Origin of the sequence: Arthrobacter sp. NPDC092385 (assembly GCF_044755105.1) — a bacterium.
GTDB lineage: Bacteria > Actinomycetota > Actinomycetes > Actinomycetales > Micrococcaceae > Arthrobacter_D.
Window position 1 is genome coordinate 514,287 of sequence record NZ_JBIVQL010000001.1, and the last position, 17,640, is coordinate 531,926.

General features: G+C 70.1%; 15 protein-coding genes. 8 read left to right on the forward strand and 7 right to left on the reverse strand.

Going from position 1 to position 17,640, the window contains the following annotated elements:
• Nucleotides 1–180 precede the first annotated feature (180 nt).
• Nucleotides 181–444 carry an HPr family phosphocarrier protein gene (locus ACIQCY_RS02495; RefSeq protein WP_400482301.1) on the forward strand — a complete coding sequence of 88 codons (264 nt, stop codon included), beginning with the start codon at nucleotides 181–183 and terminating at the stop codon, nucleotides 442–444.
• A gap of 244 nt (nucleotides 445–688) precedes the next feature.
• Here the strand turns inward: ACIQCY_RS02495 and ACIQCY_RS02500 are convergent, their stop codons facing one another.
• The 4 genes from ACIQCY_RS02500 to ACIQCY_RS02515 all read right to left on the reverse strand — a co-directional run bounded on the left by ACIQCY_RS02500 (nucleotide 689) and on the right by ACIQCY_RS02515 (nucleotide 4,978).
• Nucleotides 689–1,444, reverse strand: a complete 756-nt coding sequence (locus ACIQCY_RS02500) for a DUF305 domain-containing protein (protein ID WP_400482302.1) — start codon at nucleotides 1,442–1,444, stop codon at nucleotides 689–691.
• Between the two features lie 160 nt (nucleotides 1,445–1,604).
• Nucleotides 1,605–2,141, reverse strand: coding sequence for a hypothetical protein (locus tag ACIQCY_RS02505; RefSeq protein WP_400482303.1), 537 nt, complete (start codon nucleotides 2,139–2,141; stop codon nucleotides 1,605–1,607).
• A gap of 122 nt (nucleotides 2,142–2,263) precedes the next feature.
• Complete coding sequence (locus ACIQCY_RS02510) at nucleotides 2,264–4,432, reverse strand: heavy metal translocating P-type ATPase (protein ID WP_400482304.1); 2,169 nt, start codon at nucleotides 4,430–4,432, stop codon at nucleotides 2,264–2,266.
• A gap of 102 nt (nucleotides 4,433–4,534) precedes the next feature.
• Nucleotides 4,535–4,978 (reverse strand): Lrp/AsnC family transcriptional regulator, encoded by a 444-nt coding sequence (locus ACIQCY_RS02515; protein WP_400482305.1) that lies wholly within the window; start codon nucleotides 4,976–4,978, stop codon nucleotides 4,535–4,537.
• Between the two features lie 240 nt (nucleotides 4,979–5,218).
• On the opposite strand from ACIQCY_RS02515, the gene pdhA reads away from it, so the two are divergent.
• Genes pdhA through ACIQCY_RS02530 form a run of 3 tightly spaced genes read left to right on the forward strand, consistent with a single transcriptional unit; the run spans nucleotide 5,219 to nucleotide 8,902 of the window.
• A complete protein-coding gene (pdhA, locus tag ACIQCY_RS02520) occupies nucleotides 5,219–6,400 on the forward strand; it encodes a pyruvate dehydrogenase (acetyl-transferring) E1 component subunit alpha (RefSeq protein ID WP_400482434.1) in 1,182 nt (393 codons plus the stop codon).
• Entirely contained in the window at nucleotides 6,397–7,473 is a 1,077-nt protein-coding gene (locus ACIQCY_RS02525) for an alpha-ketoacid dehydrogenase subunit beta (protein ID WP_400482306.1), read from the forward strand. The genes pdhA and ACIQCY_RS02525 overlap by 4 nt, the downstream gene beginning before the upstream one ends.
• 1 nt (nucleotide 7,474) lies before the next feature.
• Nucleotides 7,475–8,902 carry a dihydrolipoamide acetyltransferase family protein gene (locus ACIQCY_RS02530; protein WP_400482307.1) on the forward strand — a complete coding sequence of 476 codons (1,428 nt, stop codon included), beginning with the start codon at nucleotides 7,475–7,477 and terminating at the stop codon, nucleotides 8,900–8,902.
• 15 nt (nucleotides 8,903–8,917) lie between these two features.
• Here the strand turns inward: ACIQCY_RS02530 and ACIQCY_RS02535 are convergent, their stop codons facing one another.
• Nucleotides 8,918–9,193: a hypothetical protein gene (locus tag ACIQCY_RS02535; protein ID WP_400482308.1), complete on the reverse strand. Its 276-nt coding sequence runs from the start codon at nucleotides 9,191–9,193 to the stop codon at nucleotides 8,918–8,920.
• A gap of 156 nt (nucleotides 9,194–9,349) precedes the next feature.
• Here ACIQCY_RS02535 and ACIQCY_RS02540 point away from each other — a divergent pair, with 156 nt between their 5' ends.
• Nucleotides 9,350–11,887, forward strand: coding sequence for an ABC transporter (locus ACIQCY_RS02540; protein WP_400482435.1), 2,538 nt, complete (start codon nucleotides 9,350–9,352; stop codon nucleotides 11,885–11,887).
• Between the two features lie 12 nt (nucleotides 11,888–11,899).
• Here the strand turns inward: ACIQCY_RS02540 and ACIQCY_RS02545 are convergent, their stop codons facing one another.
• The gene (locus tag ACIQCY_RS02545; protein ID WP_400482309.1) at nucleotides 11,900–13,312 is read right to left on the reverse strand and encodes a PLP-dependent aminotransferase family protein; all 1,413 of its coding nucleotides are present in this window, start codon (nucleotides 13,310–13,312) and stop codon (nucleotides 11,900–11,902) included.
• 62 nt (nucleotides 13,313–13,374) lie between these two features.
• Between ACIQCY_RS02545 and ACIQCY_RS02550 the strand changes: the two genes are divergently transcribed.
• Together ACIQCY_RS02550 and ACIQCY_RS02555 are read left to right on the forward strand one after the other, a co-directional pair.
• Complete coding sequence (locus ACIQCY_RS02550; RefSeq protein WP_400482310.1) at nucleotides 13,375–14,001, forward strand: YitT family protein; 627 nt, start codon at nucleotides 13,375–13,377, stop codon at nucleotides 13,999–14,001.
• Nucleotides 14,002–14,097: 96 nt separating this feature from the next.
• A complete protein-coding gene (locus tag ACIQCY_RS02555) occupies nucleotides 14,098–14,961 on the forward strand; it encodes an MBL fold metallo-hydrolase (RefSeq protein WP_400482311.1) in 864 nt (287 codons plus the stop codon).
• Nucleotides 14,962–14,997: 36 nt separating this feature from the next.
• Here ACIQCY_RS02555 and ACIQCY_RS02560 read toward each other — a convergent pair whose 3' ends face one another.
• Nucleotides 14,998–16,272 carry an FAD-binding protein gene (locus ACIQCY_RS02560; RefSeq protein WP_400482312.1) on the reverse strand — a complete coding sequence of 425 codons (1,275 nt, stop codon included), beginning with the start codon at nucleotides 16,270–16,272 and terminating at the stop codon, nucleotides 14,998–15,000.
• Between the two features lie 144 nt (nucleotides 16,273–16,416).
• On the opposite strand from ACIQCY_RS02560, the gene ACIQCY_RS02565 reads away from it, so the two are divergent.
• A complete protein-coding gene (locus ACIQCY_RS02565) occupies nucleotides 16,417–17,433 on the forward strand; it encodes a LacI family DNA-binding transcriptional regulator (RefSeq protein WP_400482313.1) in 1,017 nt (338 codons plus the stop codon).
• Nucleotides 17,434–17,640: the final 207 nt, after the last annotated feature.

Below are 17,640 nucleotides of genomic sequence, written 5' to 3' on the forward strand. Positions count from 1 at the left end.
TGCACACGAGTAGGCGCTACCTGTCTCCTTCGCGGACGGCGCGCAGGCCCGGCGCCGAGGGCCAGGGCTCCAGCCACGTTTCCATGGAACCGCCTGATCCGGGTGCCGACGGTCTTTCTCATTTGCTGTCGGAACTGCAAGACTCGTCGGAGTCGGTTCAACGGACGGAAGGGGAGCCCTGTGGTCGAACGGAATGTCATCGTCCGCACCGAAGGCGGGCTCCATGCGATCGTAGCCACCCGCATCGCCGCCATCGCCGAAGACTGCGGCGCGAAGGTCCTCCTGGCCCTGACCGGTGATCCGCTGTACCAGGTCGACGCCTCCAAGCTGATGGCCGTCCTGAGTCTCGGGGTCGCAGCGGGGGAATCATTGACCGTCACCTGCGACGGGGCGGGAGCGGATCGCACGTTGAACGCCATCGTCGCTGTGCTGTCCGACGACTGAGCTTCCCGTTGCATGCAACCACCTCCGCGCACTCCGTGAAGCCATCCGGCTCTTGTCGATCGCCCGCCTAGTGCCGAGGGACTGCTCGATCCGGCTCGTCCTCAGGGCGACCGGGTAGTACCTGGCTCGAAGGACTCACCCACGAGGGACTCGCGCTCACTCAGGCGCTCCGGCCGGGATCGCGTCATATCACGGCGCGCTGCGTCCGGGGCCGGGACGGAGTGCGCAGTGCTGCTCGCGCAGGTCACAGGCCTGCGAGAAGCTCTTTCATCTCGGCGATCTCGGACTGCTGTGCCGTCACGATGGTCCTGGCCAGCTCGATCACGTCCGGGTTCTGGCCGTTGTCGATCTCGTCCTGCGCCATCTCGATCGCGCCCTCATGGTGGGCTGTCATGGATTCCAGGAACAGGCGCGACGCCTCGGTTCCCTCGGCGGACGCGAGCTCGGACATCTGGTCCTCGCTCATCATCCCCTCCATGCCGCCCATGCCGTCCGTGCCGTCAATGTGTCCGGACCCTGATCCCATGTCGTGCCCGTCGGTGTCTCCGCCCCCATGGTTCATGCCCCCCATATCCTCGCTTTCCATGCTGTCCGGGCCCATGGCGTCGTCCCAGGCCTCCAGCCAGCTCTTCATGGTCTCGATCTCGGGCCCCTGGGCGTCCTTGATCCGTGTCGCGAGGTCCTCGATCTCCGGGCTGATGTCGTCCTTGGAGAGCATCAGGTCGCTCATCTCCACGGCCTGTTCGTGGTGGGGGATCATCATGCGGGTGAACATCAGGTCCCCCCGGTTGTGCTCGGCCGTGGCCTCGGATGCGCCGGATGTCGCATCGGCGGTGGACCCGGTGCCGGCGTCGGCGGTGGCGCTGGGGGCGGTCGCTACGGAGCTCTCCCCACCCGTGCCGCTCACGCCCTCGGCGTCTCCGCCGGAGGATGGGCTGCAGGCGGACAGGGTGATGAGGGCGGCCACGGACAGGGACGCAAGAGACAGGGAATGCTTCATGGTGGTCAGATCCTTCGATGCTCAGATGTGGGATATCAGCTGGTGGTGTCGCGCAGGAAGACGGCGGGGACGCCGAGGGCCGGGCCGCGCGTACGAGCGCGGTTGTGGCGGGGCAGAGGCCCTGCCGCCTCCGGGAAGGGGCGGGTGCGGGCCGCGGATCCTAGGTGCGGCTGATGCAGAGCCGGGTCAGCGAAGGAGGAGGCGCTGGTCGGGTCGTCCGGGACAGTGCAGGGGGACCCCGCCGGCACGTAGTGGACAGGAGGGCGCGGCCGGCAGGAACCGGCAGGCCGGCGATCCCGACGACGACCATCGCCAGCACGCACATTCCCAGCATCATCTCGTCCACGCAGCCGCCTCCGCAGGGGGTACTCGGGGCGGCGGACGAAGCGTCCATGGCGGCAGCACTACTGGCCGTGGCCGTGACCGGCGCTACTGCTGTCGCCCGGTGCCTGCCGGCCTCGTGGACGTGCCCGGGCCCGGTCGATGCGTGCGGTTCGGCGGCGCCACTGACCGCGGCGCTGTTGCTGGTGGTAGTAGGGGCCGCGAGGTGATGGGAGGTGGACCCGTGGCCGCCCAGCCAGACATGCATTGCAAGGATCCCGGTCATGATGGCCGTCAGGCCCGCCAGGGCCAGGAGGGACGGGAGCACGGAGCGCGGCGCGGACATCACCGCACGTACAGCCGGGTTCCTGGTCATCGTCCTCACTCCTTTCCTCACCGTTGTGTCTGCCGACCGTTACTTCCAGCGTAGCCAGAGGCCTGGGCGGGTCCTGTCTGTGGCGTCACCTGCGACGTGCTGCTTCGGTGTATCGACGCAGTTCAGGCCCGCACGGCGGCATCAAGGTCTCGGGCGGAGGATTCCTTCTGCCCCGTGTGGACACTGTGGTGAGGCCTGAGGTCCAGTCGTCGCAGTAGTTGCGCGTTGAGCGCGACGACGATCGTGGACACGGACATCAGGACCGCGCCAAGAGCCATGGGCAGGACGAATCCGACGGGCGCGAGGACCCCCGCCGCCAGCGGGACGGAGATCAGGTTGTAGCCCGCCGCCCACCACAGGTTCTGCTTCATCTTGCGGTAACTCGCCCGGGACAACTCGATGACCGACAGCACCGAACGCGGATCATCGCTGGCGAGGATGACGCCGGCGGAGGCGATGGCGACGTCCGTGCCGGCGCCGATGGCGATGCCGACGTCGGCCTGTGCGAGGGCAGGGGCGTCGTTGACGCCGTCGCCGACCATCGCGACCTTCCGGCCTTCCTTCTGCAGTGCGGCAACCTTCTCCGCCTTGTTCTCGGGAAGGACGCCGGCGAAGACCCGGTCGATCCCCAGCTCGGCTCCCACCGAGGAGGCTACCGCTTCGGCGTCACCGGTGATCATGACCACCTCGATGCCGAGGGCGTGCAGCGCGTCGACGGCCTGCTGTGATTCCGGCCGGACCTCGTCGGCCAGACCCACGGCGCCGATGACTCCACCGTCGCTGATGACATGCAGGATGATGGCCCCGTGGTGCTTCCATGCTTCGGTTTCGGGCAGTGGTGTCCGTGCGTGCTGACGGAGCATCCCGGGACCGCCCACGCTGATGGTGCGCCCGTCGATGGTTGCGCTGACTCCCACTGCGGTCGATGACCGGAAATCTGTCGCGCGCGGGATGGGGAGGTCGCGCTGCCGAGCTGCGGCGACTATTGCCTTGGCGAGGGGGTGCTCACTGTCCATCTCGGCTGCGGCGGCCAGGCCGAGGACAGCGTGTTCGGTGTGCCCGGCCACGGATGCGATGTGGCTGACGACCGGCTGGCCCTTGGTGAGGGTGCCGGTCTTGTCGAACAGCACGGCATCGACGGTGCGCATGCTCTCCAGTGCCAGCCGGTCCTTGACGAGGACGCCGCCGCGCGCGGCCCGCTCCGTGGCGATCGAGACCACCAGTGGAATGGCCAGCCCCAGGGCATGAGGGCAGGCAATGACCAGAACGGTGACGGTGCGGATCACGGCGTCATCCGGGAACCCCAGCAGGGTCCACGTCACGCCGGTGATGGCCGCAGCGATGAGGGCGAACCAGAAGAGCCAGCCTGCTGCCGTGTCGGCTATCCGCTGGGCCCGCGAGGAGGAGCCTTGTGCTTCGGCGACCAGCCTCTGGATGCCGGCCAGCGCCGTGTCCTCTCCCACCGCGGTGATCTCGATCCGCAGAGCGGTGTCGGTGGCGACGGTTCCTGCGACGACGGGATCGCCGGGCCCGCGGCGTACCGGCCGGGATTCGCCGGTGATCATCGACTCGTCGACGTCGGCGGTCCCCGCAAGGACCCGCCCATCGGCCGGGACCCTGCCGCCGGGCCGGACCATGACCAGGTCCCCGAGTGTCAGCTCGGACGGGGTGACCGTGATGATCTGGTCGCCGTCGATCCTCTCGGCTTCATCGGGCAGCAGGGCAGCCAGCGACTCGAGGGCCGACGACGTCTGCGCGAGGGACCGCATCTCGATCCAGTGCCCGAGCAACATGATGACGATCAGCAGGGCCAGTTCCCACCAGAAGTCCAGCGCGTGGTGCAGAAGCCCGAGGTTCGCACCCCAGGAGGCGACGAAAGCGACCGTGATGGCCAGGGCGATCAGGAGCATCATGCCGGGCTTGCGGCTCCTGAGCTCGCTCACGGCCCCCGTGAGGAACGGTTTGCCGCCCCAGACATACATGACCGTTCCCAGCACCGGGGAGGCCCAGGCGACAAGGGGGATTTCCGGCAGGCTGTAGCCCAGGATCATCGCGAACATACTGCTGAGGAGAACCACCGGTATGGCCAGGACGAGCATGATCCAGAACAGGCGCCGGAACTGGCCCACATGATCGCCGTGGCCATCATGGCCGCCGTGACCGCCGTGGCCACGATCGGGTCCGGGCGGATCGTGGGACTTCAGGGCTCCGTGATCCTCGATGCGGTGGTGTCCGGCATCGATGCCGGGCGCACGCCCCTGGCCGTGGAAGTGCTGCTGTGTCGGTTCCATGGCTTCATCATATACCCCTAGGGGGTATAGCGGTAGGGCTCTGCTCCGACGTGATCGGCCCGCCGGCACCCCGCCTCACCGACCGATGCCGTCCACCGGGGTTCACCGTGTGTCGAGGTCCTCGAAGACGAGGAAGGTCTGCGTATCCAGCACTCCGGGCATCGACTGCAGCTGATCGAAGATGACGCGCCTCAGCCCCACGTTGTCCTCGGCCCGCACCAGGAGGATGACGTCGAAGTCCCCGCCGACGAGCGCGATGTGGTGGATCTCCGGGACGTGCCGGAGGCGGTCCCGGAGCTCACGCCAGGAATGCTGCCGCACCTTGAGCGTGACGTAGGCGGAGGATCGGAGCCCGGCCTTGGTGGGGTCGATGATCGCTGTGAACCGCGTCAGGACGCCGTCCTCGGTCAGCTTGGCGATCCGGGAGTAGGCATGGGCGCGGGAGATATGGACGCGTTCCGCTACGGACGTGACGGACTGCCGCCCATCCCGTGTCAGCTCGGCGAGGATCTTCCGATCGACGTCGTCGAGAACTCCATCCACCACGTGTCCACGCTCCTTCGCGTAATGCAGCTCACACTGCCGATTCGTCCACAGAATACCCCTCGGAAATCGCGATGATCCACACTTTCCCTACTCCGTGGTTACAAACAGAGCCTGCTGACCATACTGGACTCCACAGCATCCAGCGCCGGAGCTACCGCCCGGCGCCTCGAGGGGACGCCGCGTGAGCGGCCGGTGATGGAGGCGCACATGAGTACGGCAACCAACGGCGGCCGCGGAAGCATGATGGGGGGAGCGCCCGACGGCGGTGCGCAACCGACGGCGGACAGCGCCCTGCTTCCTTCGGCGGAGCCCGTTCAACTGGTGGGCCCGGACGGGCAGCACACCCACGACGACCGGTATCCCCTTCCCGACGGCGCGCAACTGCTGGGGGCCTACGGGCAGCTCGTGGCGGGTCGGCGCATCAACGACCAGGCGAACGCGCTCGTCCGGCAGGGACGCATGGCGGTCTACCCCTCCTCCCACGGCCAGGAGGCCTGCCAGGTGGCCGCCGCCGTCGTGCTCGGGGACGAGGACTGGCTCTTCCCCACCTACCGCGACACCGTGGCGGTCATCACGCGCGGCGTCGATCCGCTCGAGGTCCTCACCCTGCTGCGCGGCGACTGGCACGGCGGCTACGACCCGCACCAGCACCGCGTGGCCACCCAGGCAACGCCGCTCGCCACCCAACTCCTCCACGCCGTCGGTGTCGCCCACGCCGCGAAGCTTCGCGGGGAATCCACCGTGGTCCTGGCCATGTGCGGTGACGGGGCGACCAGCGAGGGCGACTTCCATGAAGCGTTGAACTTCGCCGCCGTCTTCCACGTACCCGTGGTCTTCTTCATCCAGAACAACGGTTTCGCCATCTCCGTGCCGCTCAAGAACCAGTCGGTGGCTCCGTCGCTCGCCCACAAGGCGATCGGCTACGGGATGCCCGGGGAGCGCGTGGACGGCAACGACCTCGCGGCCCTCCTCGCAGTGCTCGGCGCAGCCGTGGACAGGGCCCGTGACGGCGGGGGACCCTCGCTCATCGAGGCCCACACCTACCGCATGCAGGCGCACACCAACGCCGACGACGCCACGCGCTACCGCTCGGCCGACGACGTGGAGCGCTGGGTGCCGAGGGACCCGATCGTCCGGATGCGCACGTACCTGCGGGCGCTGCACCTGCTGGACGAGGAGGGCGAGCGGGCGCTTGCCGGCGCGGCGGACGCGATCGCCGCAACCATCCGCAGGGGACTGAACACGGAGGTCGAGGTGAACCCGGCAGAGCTTTTCGAGTACGTGTACACGGAGAAGACGTCGCAGCTGCGCGAACAGGCGGAGCAACTGCGCGAGGAACTGGCGCGGGACGCGGAAGCGGACCCCGGAGTCGACGCAGAGGACGACGGCGCCCAGGACCGGCCGGAGGGGGAGAATCGATGACGCAGACCACGGAGACGCGAGCGCCGGAGGCCGCGCCCCGCCCCGAGGCCGTCGGCCCACCGGCGCCCGGGGCGACGTCGACCTTCGCGAAGGCGCTCAATGCCGCGCTCGCGGACGCGATGGAGGCCGATGCCGCCGTCCTGATGTTCGGCGAGGACGTCGGCGTCCTCGGTGGGGTCTTCCGCATCACCGACGGCCTGACAGCCCGTTTCGGCGAGGAGCGCTGCTTCGACACACCGCTCGCGGAGGCCGGCATCATGGGCATGGCGGTGGGCATGGCGATGAACGGCATGAAGCCGGTGGTCGAGATGCAGTTCGACGCCTTCGCCTACCCCGCCTTCGAGCAGGTGGTCAGCCATGTGGCGAAGATGCCGAACCGTACGCGGGGAAAGGTACGCCTGCCGATCGTCATCCGCATCCCGTACGCCGGCGGTATCGGCGGTGTCGAGCACCACTGCGACTCGTCCGAGGCCTACTACGCCCATACGCCGGGCCTCACGGTGCTGGCCCCCGCGACCGTCCGCGACGCCTACTTCATGCTCCGCGAGGCGATCGCGTCGCCGGATCCGGTGGTGTTCCTCGAGCCGAAGAAGCTGTACTGGTCCAAGGAGGAGGTCGATCTCGCAGAGCTCCGCAGGACCTTCGACGAGGGGCAGGCCCCGCGGCGGATCGGCCGCGCGGTCGTCGCCCGCCCGGGCGCCGATGTGACCCTCATCAGCTACGGCCCCTCCGTCCCCACGGCGCTCGCCGCAGCCGCCGCGGCCGCCGAGGAGGGCCGATCGATCGAGGTCATCGACCTCCGCTCCATCGTCCCGTTCGACGACGAGACCGTGTGCGAGAGCGTCCGACGGACGGGCCGCGCCGTCGTCGTGGCCGAGGCTCCGGGCTTCGCCTCGGTGGCCTCCGAGATCGTGGCACGCGTGCAGGAGCGCTGCTTCCACTCCCTCGCCGCCCCGGTGCTCCGCGTCACCGGCTTCGACATCCCGTATCCGTCGCCCAAGCTGGAGCACTTCTACCTGCCGAGCGTGGACCGCATCCTCGACGCGGTGGACAATCTGCAGTGGGAGGACTGACATGAGCGCACCGCCCGTCACGCCGAAGCTCCTGGTCTTCGCCCTCCCCGATCTCGGGGAGGGCCTGACCGAGGCCGAACTGGTGTCCTGGCTCGTGGCCGAGGGGGACACCGTCACCGTCGACCAGCCCGTCGCCGAGGTGGAGACCGCCAAGTCCGTGGTCGAGGTGCCGTCGCCCTTCGCCGGCACCGTCGCCGTCCTGCACGGCCGGCCGGGGGAGGTGCTCGACGTCGGGGCGCCGTTCCTGTCGGTCCGACCGGAGGGCTTCGAGACGCCGCCGACCGCCGCGCCGACGTCGGCACCACGAGGGAACGACAGTGCTCCCGTGGCCGGCGAGGGTTCGGGCAATGTGCTGATCGGGTACGGCACCCCCGGCGGCCTGACCGGCGGGCGGACGCGCCCGCGGAAGGGGACAGCGCCGAGAAGCACCGCGGCCGTTCCCGCGGTGACGCCGGCTCCCGCGGAGCCAGGGCCGCCTTCCGTCGCGGCGGCGGACCGGATGGCGCCCCTCTGCGTCTCCCCGCTGGTCCGCAAGCTCGCGCGGGAGCACGGCCTGCGCCTCGACGCCCTCAGCGGCTCGGGGGAGAAGGGCCTCATCCTGCGCCGCGATGTCGAGCAGGCCGTCGCGGCCCGTTTCCAGGCGCCGGTGGAGGCCATGCCGCCGGCAGCGGTGCCGTCCGAGGCTCCGGCGGCCGCCGGACCGCGTGACACCCGCTCCGGACTCACGGTGCTCGAGCGGACGCCGCTGCGCGGGGTCCGCCGGACGATCGCGGACGCCATGACCCGCAGCCGGCGCGAGATCCCGGAGGCGACGGTCTGGGTGGACGTCGACGTGACGGCCCTCGTCGAGCTGCGGGACGGCATCAAGCGCCGCACCCCCGACGCCGTGCCCGGGATCCTGGCGTTCGTGGCACGCTTCGTCGTCGCCGGCCTCGCCCGCTACCCGGAACTGAACAGCAGGATCGTGACGGGCGACGACGGCACCCAGGAGCTCGTGCGGGTCGAGGGCGTCAACCTCGGCATCGCCGCGCAGACCGACAGGGGCCTCGTGGTGCCGAGCGTGCGGCGTGCGGACATCCTGTCGGCGCGTGAGCTCGACGCCGAGATCCGCCGCCTCGCAGCGCTGGCACGGGAGGGGAAGGCCACGCCGTCGGACCTCTCCTCCGGCACTTTCACCCTCAACAACTACGGAGTCTTCGGCATCGACGGCAGCGCGGCGATCATCAACCATCCGGAGTCCGCCATCCTCGGGATGGGCCGCCTCATGGACCGCCCGTGGGTCCTCGACGGGCAGCTCGCGGTCCGGAAGGTGACCGAGCTGACACTCGCGTTCGACCACCGCGTCTGCGACGGCGGTACCGCCGGAGGGTTCCTGCGGTTCGTCGCAGATGCGATGGAGAACCCGGGCGGGATGCTCGCCGACCTGTAGCGCGAGCGGGAATCGTCAGCTGTCGTCGGGGTCCCGCAGCAGTCCGCGCTGGGCCAGGTCGGCTTCGGCGGACGACTCCTCGGGAAGCGGGTCCGTGGCAGGGGGAACGTCCTCCGGGACGTAGTCCTTGAGCCCGAGCGCCACCTCTTCGCGCTCGGTGGCGAGGGCGAGGGCGTCGTCGTCCACGTGGTCGTCGGCCTTGCCGTGCGTCTGGCGTGAGGGCCGCGGCAGGGCGTCGTTGTCGGGGTTGAGGTCGTCCAGTGTGGGGAACTCTTCATTGATGTCAGCCATCACTCCACCCTAGGAAGGCGCACTGCCCGGGTCGACCGCGCGATCGCTCCGGTGCATGCCTTCCACTCGCATGACCTGCGGCCTATGATCAGCGACGCCGGCGGCCGTACCTCGGAGTGCCCCGGGCGACCGTAGGGTGGGTTGGTGACCGAGCTGATGAACGACGCCCCTGCCGATGCGACGAGTACCCGGGACGGATTCGTCCGCGTGCGGGGCGCCGGCGAGAACAACCTGCGCGGCGTCGACGTCGACTGCCCGCGGGACGCGGTCGTCGCCTTCACCGGCGTCTCGGGGTCCGGCAAGTCCTCCCTCGCCTTCGGCACCATCTACGCGGAAGCCCAGCGCCGTTACCTCGAATCCGTGGCACCGTATGCGCGCCGGCTCATCCAGCAGGGCCATAATCCGCAGGTCCAGTCGATCACCGGGCTGCCTCCCGCAGTCGCCCTGCAGCAGCGACGAGGCACGCCGAGCGTGCGCTCCACGGTGGGAACGCTCACCACGCTCTCCAATTCCCTCCGCATGCTCTACTCCCGCGCCGGGACCTATCCGGAGGGTGCCGCGGGCAGGCTGGAATCGGATGCCTTCTCGCCCAATACCGCCGCGGGTGCCTGCCCCCGATGCCACGGCCTCGGGATCGCACGGGACGTCACGGAGCAGACGCTCGTCCCGGACCCGTCCCTGACCATCCGCGAGGGTGCGATCGCAGCCTGGCCCGGCGCCTGGCAGGGCAAGAACCTCCGGGACGTCGTCGGCGAGCTCGGCTACGACATCGACGTCCCCTGGCGGGAGCTGTCCGAGGAGGCACGGACCTGGCTCCTGTTCACCGAGGAACAGCCCGTCGTCGAGGTCGTGCCGCAGCGCGATCGCGTGGCCAAGCCGTACAAGGGGCGTTTCTGGAGCGCCAAGAGCTATGTGCTGCACACGCTGCATGATTCCAAGAGCCAGCAGATGCGCGATCGCGTGCTGCCCTTTCTGGAGTCCGGCCCGTGCGGGGCCTGCGGTGGCAGCGGACTGCGGCCGGAGGCGCTCGCGGTGACGTTCGGCGGACTCTCCATCGCGGAGGTCAACCTCCTGCCCCTGGCCGGCCTCGTGGCCCACCTCGAGCCTGCGGCCGCCCTCGAGCGGCCCGCGGCGGCGCTCCGATCGGCCTCCTCGGGCGAGGGGACGGAAGTGTCCGCGACCATCAGCAGGGACCTGATCCAGCGGGTCCGGACCCTCGTGGACCTCGGCCTGGGGTACCTGAGCCTGAACCGCGGGACGCCCACGCTCTCGCCGGGCGAGATGCAGCGGCTGCGGATCGCCACGCAACTCCGGTCGGGGCTGTTCGGCGTCGTCTACGTCCTGGACGAGCCGTCCGCGGGGCTGCATCCCGCCGACGTCGAGCCGCTCCTGGCCGTCCTGGAAGCACTGAAGGACGGCGGGAACAGCGTCTTCGTCGTCGAGCACAACATGGACGTCGTCCGGCGGTCGGACTGGATCGTCGACGTCGGGCCGCGCGCCGGGGAGGGCGGAGGCACGATCGTCTACAGCGGCCCCGTCGACGGCCTCGCGCAGGTCCGTGGATCCGTCACGGCTCCGTTCCTGTCGCCGGAGGCCGCACCCGCGCCGGTGGAGGGGGCGGTCCTCGAGCCGGCGGGCTGGCTGCGGCTCAGGGGCATCCGGCGGCACAACCTGGACGGATTGGACGCCGACGTCCCGGTGGGTGTGCTCACCGCGGTGACGGGGGTGTCGGGGTCAGGCAAGTCGACCCTGGTGAGCACCGTCCTCGCCGAGGCTGTCGGGCAGCACGTGCGCAACGACACCCCGGTGGATGCGGAGCCGGGGGCGGACGACGCCGAGGCGGGCAACACCGTCGTCGCGGAAATCACCGGCCTGGAATGCATCGACCGCCTCGTCCGGGTCGACCAGAAGCCCATCGGCCGCACCCCGCGCTCCAACCTCGCCACCTACACCGGGCTCTTCGACGCCGTTCGGAAGGCCTTCGCCGCGACCGGCGCCGCCCGATCGAAGGGCTTCGGTGCCGGGCGGTTCTCCTTCAACGTGCAGGGCGGCCGATGCGAGACCTGCCAGGGCGAGGGATTCGTCTCGGTCGAACTCCTGTTCCTGCCCGGGAGCTACGGACCCTGCCCCGTGTGCCACGGAGCGCGCTACAACGAGGACACCCTCTCGGTGACGCTCAGGGGGCGCACCATCGCGGACGTCCTCGCGATGACGGTCGACGACGCCGCCGTGTTCCTCGCCGACATCCCGTCCGCGGCCCGCTCCCTCGCCACGCTCCGGGAGGTCGGGCTGGGCTACCTGCGGCTGGGCCAGCCGGCCACCGAGCTGTCCGGCGGGGAGGCGCAGCGCATCAAGCTCGCCACCGAACTGCAGCGTGCCCGGCGCGGACACACCCTCTACCTGCTGGACGAGCCGACCACCGGGCTGCATCCGGCCGACGTCGTCCTGCTCCTCGCGCAGCTGCGCAGGCTCGTGGGCGCGGGCCACACGGTGGTCGTCGTCGAGCACACCATGGCCGTGGTGGCGGCGGCGGACTGGGTGATCGACCTCGGGCCCGGGGGTGGCTCCGACGGCGGACGGATCGTGGCCGCAGGCACTCCTCGCCAGGTCGCCGCGCTCGCGCCGGAGGTGAGCGTCACGGCCCCGTACCTCGCAGCGCACCTCGATCGCCGGCATCCGGCCCGAAGCAGTTGAGGTGCAACGCACCTACACGAGTGCCGGCGCGAAGTCGTCCCGCAGGGGTGCCCCCGCGTCCAGCGACCGCCAGGCCGAGGCGAGGATGCCCACGGCCCGCCGCGTGTCCTCGGGGGCGTAGCTGAAGGGGACCCGCAGGAAGCTCTCGAACACCCCGCCGATACCGAAGCGGGGGCCGGCGCCGAGCAGCAGGCCGCGGTCGCGGGCGGCGAGCGCCAGTTGGGAGCTCACCGGCGCACCGAGGTCCGCCCAGGTGCAGAGCCCGCCGGACACGCGCGGTACCTCCCACTCCGGCAGCGCCTCTCCGAGGAGGGTTTCGAGGGTGCGGCGGCCTTCGGCCAGTTGCTTCGCCCGGAACCGCAGGAGCTCGTCGTAGTTCCCGAGCATCTCCAGCGCTATGAGTTGTTCGAGGATCGGTGTCCCCAGGTCCTGCGCATACCGCGACTGGACGAGGCGGTGGACCAGGGCCTCGTCCGCACGGATCCAGCCGATGCGCAGCCCGCCCCAGACGGTCTTGCCCATGGAGCCGATGAGCACGGCCGGCCCGTACGCGGCCAGGGGGAGCTCGGCGACGCCGTCGATGCGCAGCTCCGCCATCGTCTCGTCGGCGATGACCAGGGTGTCCTGGCGCCCGGCCGCGGCCATCAGGCGTTCGCGCTGCCCGGCGGGCATCACCGCGCCGGTGGGGTTGTGGAAGTCCGGCATGACATAGGCCAACGCCGGGCGCGCCCGGCGGAACGCCTGCTCCAGGCCGTCGTCGTCCCAGCCGCGGCGCGCATCCACCGAGACGGGGACGAGGCGGCGCCCGGCCGAGCGGAGGGCCTCGTAGGCGTGCGGGTAGCTGGGGGCCTCGACGAGGGCGGTGTCCTGGCGGCCGAGGAGGGTCCGTGCGAGCAGCGAGATGGCGTGCTGGGCGCCGAGCGTGACCATGATCTGCCCGGGAGCCGTGGGCACGCCGCGCGCCGAGTACCGGTCCGCGAGGGCCTGCCGCAGTCGCGGGAGGCCGAGCGGATCGTAGCCGTTGCCGTTGAGGTAGGCCGGGAGTTCGCTCGCTGCCCGGGCCGCTGCCTCGCCCACCTGTGGGGCGGCGGGGAGTGCGGCCTTGCTGAGATCCAGGACGACGCCGTCGCCGCCGACGTCGTGCCCCGGCGCACCGCGTCCGGGCATGGCGACGACGCTGCCCGAGCCCCGCGTGCTCTCGAGATAGCCGGCCGTCCGCAGGCGGGTGTAGGCCGCGGCCACCGTGGTCCGGCTGACGGCGAGCTGTGCCGCGAGCTCCCGCTCGGCCGGCAGGCGGGCCCCCAGGGGAATCCGTCCGTCGAGGGCGAGCAGCCGGATGCGGTCCGCGAGGGCACCGTAGGCGGGCCCCGCGGAGCGCCAGGCGCCGAGATCGGTCGCGAGACGGCGGGCGGTGAGGATCATCATGGAGGCCACGATGCCACAATTGGCATCTTGATGTAAGGCCAATCAGCGGCTCTACTGGGAGCATGACGTTTCTTGGTGCCCGCCGCGGCCTGCAGCTCATCATCGGCATCTTCCTCTACGGACTGTCGCTCGCGATGATGATCAGGGCGACCCTCGGGGTCTCGCCGTGGGACGTGCTCAGCCAGGGCGGCTCCCTGCAGACGGGCATCCCGTTCGGGTTCATGACCAACATCATCGGCGGGATCGTCCTGCTCCTCTGGATCCCGCTACGCCAGCGCCCCGGCGTCGGTACGGTCCTCAACGTGCTGTTCGTGGGACCGAGCGCCGAGGTGGGGCTCGCCATCCTGGGCGAGCCGACCCAGCTCTGGGCGCGAGTGCTCCTGTTCACGGGGGGACTCGTCCTCCTGGCCGTGGCGAGCGGACTGTACATCGGCGCACGCTTCGGTCCGGGCCCCCGCGACGGCCTGATGACCGGCCTCCACAGCCGCTTCGGGCTGCCGATCTGGCTCGTGCGCACGGCCATCGAGGGAACAGTACTGCTGCTCGGCTGGCTGCTCGGGGGATCGGTCGGCCTCGGGACCGTGGCGTTCGCGCTCCTCATCGGGCCGATGATCAACCTCTCGCTGCCCGTGTTCCTCGTTCCCGAGCGTCCCCGGGCGGTGCCGGACGCCGTCGCGGCGGGCTCCTGACCACGCCATCGCGGGCTCCTGGTCACGCCGGAGCGGGCGCCGCGGCGTCCTGCGGATGCGCACCTAGACTGGAAGTCCCGCCATCGAGAGGACCCCATGACGACCGACGTCCCCAGTGCCGAGACCCACAGCCCGTGGCGTGAGCTCGGACAGGGCATCTACGTGCTGCGCACCGCCGGCTTCCGGATGAACGTCGGGCTGATCGTCGGGACCGAACGCGCCCTCGTCGTCGACACCGGCCCCGGGCCCCTCGGTGCCGCAGAGGTGTACTCCCATGTGCGGGACGTCACCGCCCTTCCGCTGATCGTCGTGAACACGCACGCCCACGCAGACCACTTCTTCGGTAACGACTACTTCGCCGGGCAGGGTGTGGAGGAGTTCTGGGCGACGTCGCGGTGCAGGGAGGTGCAGGCCGAGACCGGCGAGTCGCAGCGTGCGCTGGTCGCCGCCGTGGAGCCGGCCATGGGCGCGGGCGACGGCAGTTCCACGAACATTTTCCCGGCCACCCGGCTCGTCGAGGGCAAGCCCGTGGATCTCGACCTCGGGGAGCAGTCCGTCACGCTGTTCCACCTCGGCCAGGGCCACACCGACCACGACCTCCTGGTGGGTGTGGGCAACGTCCTGTTCACGGGCGACGTGGTGGAAGAGGGGGCCGATCCCGCGTTCGAGGATTCGTTCCCCGCCGACTGGGTGCGGACGCTCGGCAAGATGGTGGCGCTCGAGGACCTCTACGAGGTGTTCGTGCCGGGTCACGGGGAGCCCGTGGCAGTGGCCGAGGTCATCACGCAGATGAACAAGATGCGCAGCGCCATCCGCGTGACGCGGCTCGCCATGGACGAGGCGTCGCTCGACATGACGAAGGCCATTCCCATCCTGCCGTACGGTCCCGAGCAGTCGAGGGTCCTCCTGATCCGGCTGCGCACCCTCGCGCACTGGAAGTGGCTCACGCGCAAGCACTAGCACGGCTCGCCCCGCTCGGCGTGTGCCCTCTTTCGGCTAGGCCGACGCGCCGAAGACCGTGCGCTCGAGGAAGGCGTTGCGGAACTTGCCCTCGGGATCCATGCGCCCGGCCAGTGCCCGGAAGTCCTCGAAGCGGGGGTAGAGCGGCGCGAGCTGCGCGGCGTCCGCCATGAACACCTTGCCCCAGTGCGGCCGTGCGCCCAGGGGCAGGAGGGCCGCTTCGAGTTCGGGCAGGAGCGCCTCGACCTCCTGCTGCAGCGGCTTCCAGGTGAAGTGCAGGCCGATGCCGGGGCGCTGGTAGTTGCTGCTGAGCCAGAGCTCGTCGGCAGCCATGGAACGCACCTCGGAGACCTGCAGCAGGGGGGTGATCCGCGGCGCGAGGGCGCGCATCGCCTCGATGGCTTCGACGGCGTGCTCGCGGCCCACGAGGTACTCGGTCTGCAGTTCCTCCCCATTGCTGGGGGTGAAGGCGAGGCGGAAGTGCGCGAGGCGGTCCGACCACGGCCCCGGCACGCCGAGCTGCTGCGTGCAGTGGTCCGCGGCCACGCCCGGCACCGGGTGGTAGGCGCGGTCGGCGGGTGTTCCGCCGTAGAACTCGCCCGGTGCGGCGGTGGGGCTGTCGATGCGGCTCTTGAGCCAGGCCTGTCCGATGCTGTCGCCGGACCAGTCGGTGAAGAGGCTGACGCTGTAGGCGGCGGAGGTGGCGGCGTCGTAGTCCGCGAGCACCGCGTCCCACGGCACATCGGTGAACACGTCCTGGCGCACGTCGAAGGAGGGCTCGATGCGCAGGGTCACGCGGTGTACGACGCCGAGTGCGCCGAGTCCCACCACCATGCCGTCGAAGTCCTCGTCCCCCTTCGCCACGGTCAGGACGTCACCGGAGGCCGTGACGAGTTCCAAGCCGACGACGGCGGTGGCGAGGTTGCCGTTCGCGTTCCCCGAGCCGTGGGTGGCGGTGGCGATGGCCCCGCCGATCGAGATGTGGGGGAGGGACGCCAGGTTATGGAGGGCGAAGCCGCGGCGCTGGAGGTGCTGGGCGAGGATGCCGTATCGGACACCGGCGCCGACCGTCACCGTGAGCGCGGCCTCGTCGATCTCGACGCCGGGATCGAGCACGTCGAGGGACACCAGGGTCCCCGGGGTGTCGGCGATGTCGTTGAAGGAGTGGCGCGAGCCGAGCGGACTGACGCGCGTGGCTCCGGCCACGGCGCGCTGCAGGTCCGCGAGAGAGGTGGGGTGCTCCATCGTCCGGGCGCGGTACTCGTAATTGCCCGCCCAGTTGAGCCTGTCCCGTACCTGTTCCTCGATCATGGTGGTCCTTGTCTAACCGGTATCGCGACGATGGGATAGTTGCTGCCGTACCACGCCCGCACAGGGTGCCCGCCCATCCTACAACGTTGTAGACTCGCCTCACGCGTGAGGTATCGGGCATCACGGCTGGATCGAGGGAGCGGAATGGCTGCGACACTGAAGGATGTTGCGCTGGCGGCCGGCGTCTCGATCAAGACCGTCTCGAATGTCATCAACGACTACCAGCACATCCGCGCGGACACCAAGCAGCGCGTCATGGAGGCCATCTCCGAACTCGGCTACAGCCCCAACCTCTCGGCGCGGAGCCTGCGCTCGGGCAGGACGGGCGTGATCGGGCTCGCGGTCCCCGAGCTCTCACTCAGTTACTTCGCCGAGCTGGCGGACTCGATCATCAAGGCCGCCGAGCGGCGCGGCCTCAAGGTCCTCATCGAGCAGACCGGTGGGGACCGCGCCCACGAGCTCGAGATCCTCTCCAGCCCGCGGCTCCAGATGACCGACGGACTGTTGTTCAGCCCCCTCGGCATGTCGAACGAGGACGCCCACCACCTGAACGTGAACTTCCCGCTCGTGCTCCTCGGCGAGCGGATCTTCGGGGGCCCCACCGACCACGTGACCATGAGCAATGTCGAGTCCGCGCAGGCCGCGACGGCGCACCTGCTGTCGAAGGGACGGCGACGCATCGCCGTCGTCGGTGCGCACGAGGGCGAGGTGATCGGCTCTGCCGGACTCCGCCTGCGGGGGTACCGGCAGGCGCTCGAGGAGGCCGGCGTGCCGTTCGACCCGAGGCTGCTGGGCTATACGACCCTGTGGCATCGCTCGAACGGGGCCACGTCCATGCGGGAACTGCTCGAGTCCGGCGTCGACTTCGACGCGGTGTTCGGCCTGAACGACACGCTGGCCCTCGGTGCCATGCGCGTGCTGCAGGAGGCCGGCCGCCGGATACCCGACGACGTCGCCGTCATCGGCTTCGACGATCTCGACGAGGGCCGGTACTCCCTGCCCACGCTCTCGACCATCGATCCTGGCCGGGACGAGATCGCCGACACCGCCGTGCGTGTGCTGCAGGAGCGCATCTCGGCGCGGGAGGGCGACGTCCCACCGCGCGAGTTGGAGGCGCGTTTCCGCGTCATCGAACGCGAATCCTCCGCCCTCCCGGGCTAGTGCTCGGACGGCGACCGAAATTTTCGCCCAGCCGCTTGACAGTGACCCGCTCCACTCTGCATGCTTCTTTCTACATCGTTTACCTACAACGATGTAAACGACGGAACCGGCACTTGCGGAACCCCTCTCATTGCGAGGCGGACTGCAGGAGAGCGGACCCGGATCAAGGAAGATTCGAGCGGGCGCAGCACCTGTGCCCCGGTGATC

Coding starts and splice junctions, on each gene's coding strand:
- ACIQCY_RS02560 (WP_400482312.1), bottom strand. CDS start 16,272: ATGATCGAGGAACAGGTACGGGACAGGCTCAACTGGGCGGGCAATTAC.
- ACIQCY_RS02555 (WP_400482311.1), top strand. CDS start 14,098: ATGACGACCGACGTCCCCAGTGCCGAGACCCACAGCCCGTGGCGTGAG.
- ACIQCY_RS02525 (WP_400482306.1), top strand. CDS start 6,397: ATGACGCAGACCACGGAGACGCGAGCGCCGGAGGCCGCGCCCCGCCCC.
- ACIQCY_RS02535 (WP_400482308.1), bottom strand. CDS start 9,193: ATGGCTGACATCAATGAAGAGTTCCCCACACTGGACGACCTCAACCCC.
- ACIQCY_RS02545 (WP_400482309.1), bottom strand. CDS start 13,312: ATGATGATCCTCACCGCCCGCCGTCTCGCGACCGATCTCGGCGCCTGG.
- pdhA (WP_400482434.1), top strand. CDS start 5,219: ATGATGGGGGGAGCGCCCGACGGCGGTGCGCAACCGACGGCGGACAGC.
- ACIQCY_RS02505 (WP_400482303.1), bottom strand. CDS start 2,141: ATGACCAGGAACCCGGCTGTACGTGCGGTGATGTCCGCGCCGCGCTCC.
- ACIQCY_RS02565 (WP_400482313.1), top strand. CDS start 16,417: ATGGCTGCGACACTGAAGGATGTTGCGCTGGCGGCCGGCGTCTCGATC.
- ACIQCY_RS02500 (WP_400482302.1), bottom strand. CDS start 1,444: ATGAAGCATTCCCTGTCTCTTGCGTCCCTGTCCGTGGCCGCCCTCATC.
- ACIQCY_RS02540 (WP_400482435.1), top strand. CDS start 9,350: ATGAACGACGCCCCTGCCGATGCGACGAGTACCCGGGACGGATTCGTC.
- ACIQCY_RS02550 (WP_400482310.1), top strand. CDS start 13,375: ATGACGTTTCTTGGTGCCCGCCGCGGCCTGCAGCTCATCATCGGCATC.
- ACIQCY_RS02530 (WP_400482307.1), top strand. CDS start 7,475: ATGAGCGCACCGCCCGTCACGCCGAAGCTCCTGGTCTTCGCCCTCCCC.
- ACIQCY_RS02510 (WP_400482304.1), bottom strand. CDS start 4,432: ATGGAACCGACACAGCAGCACTTCCACGGCCAGGGGCGTGCGCCCGGC.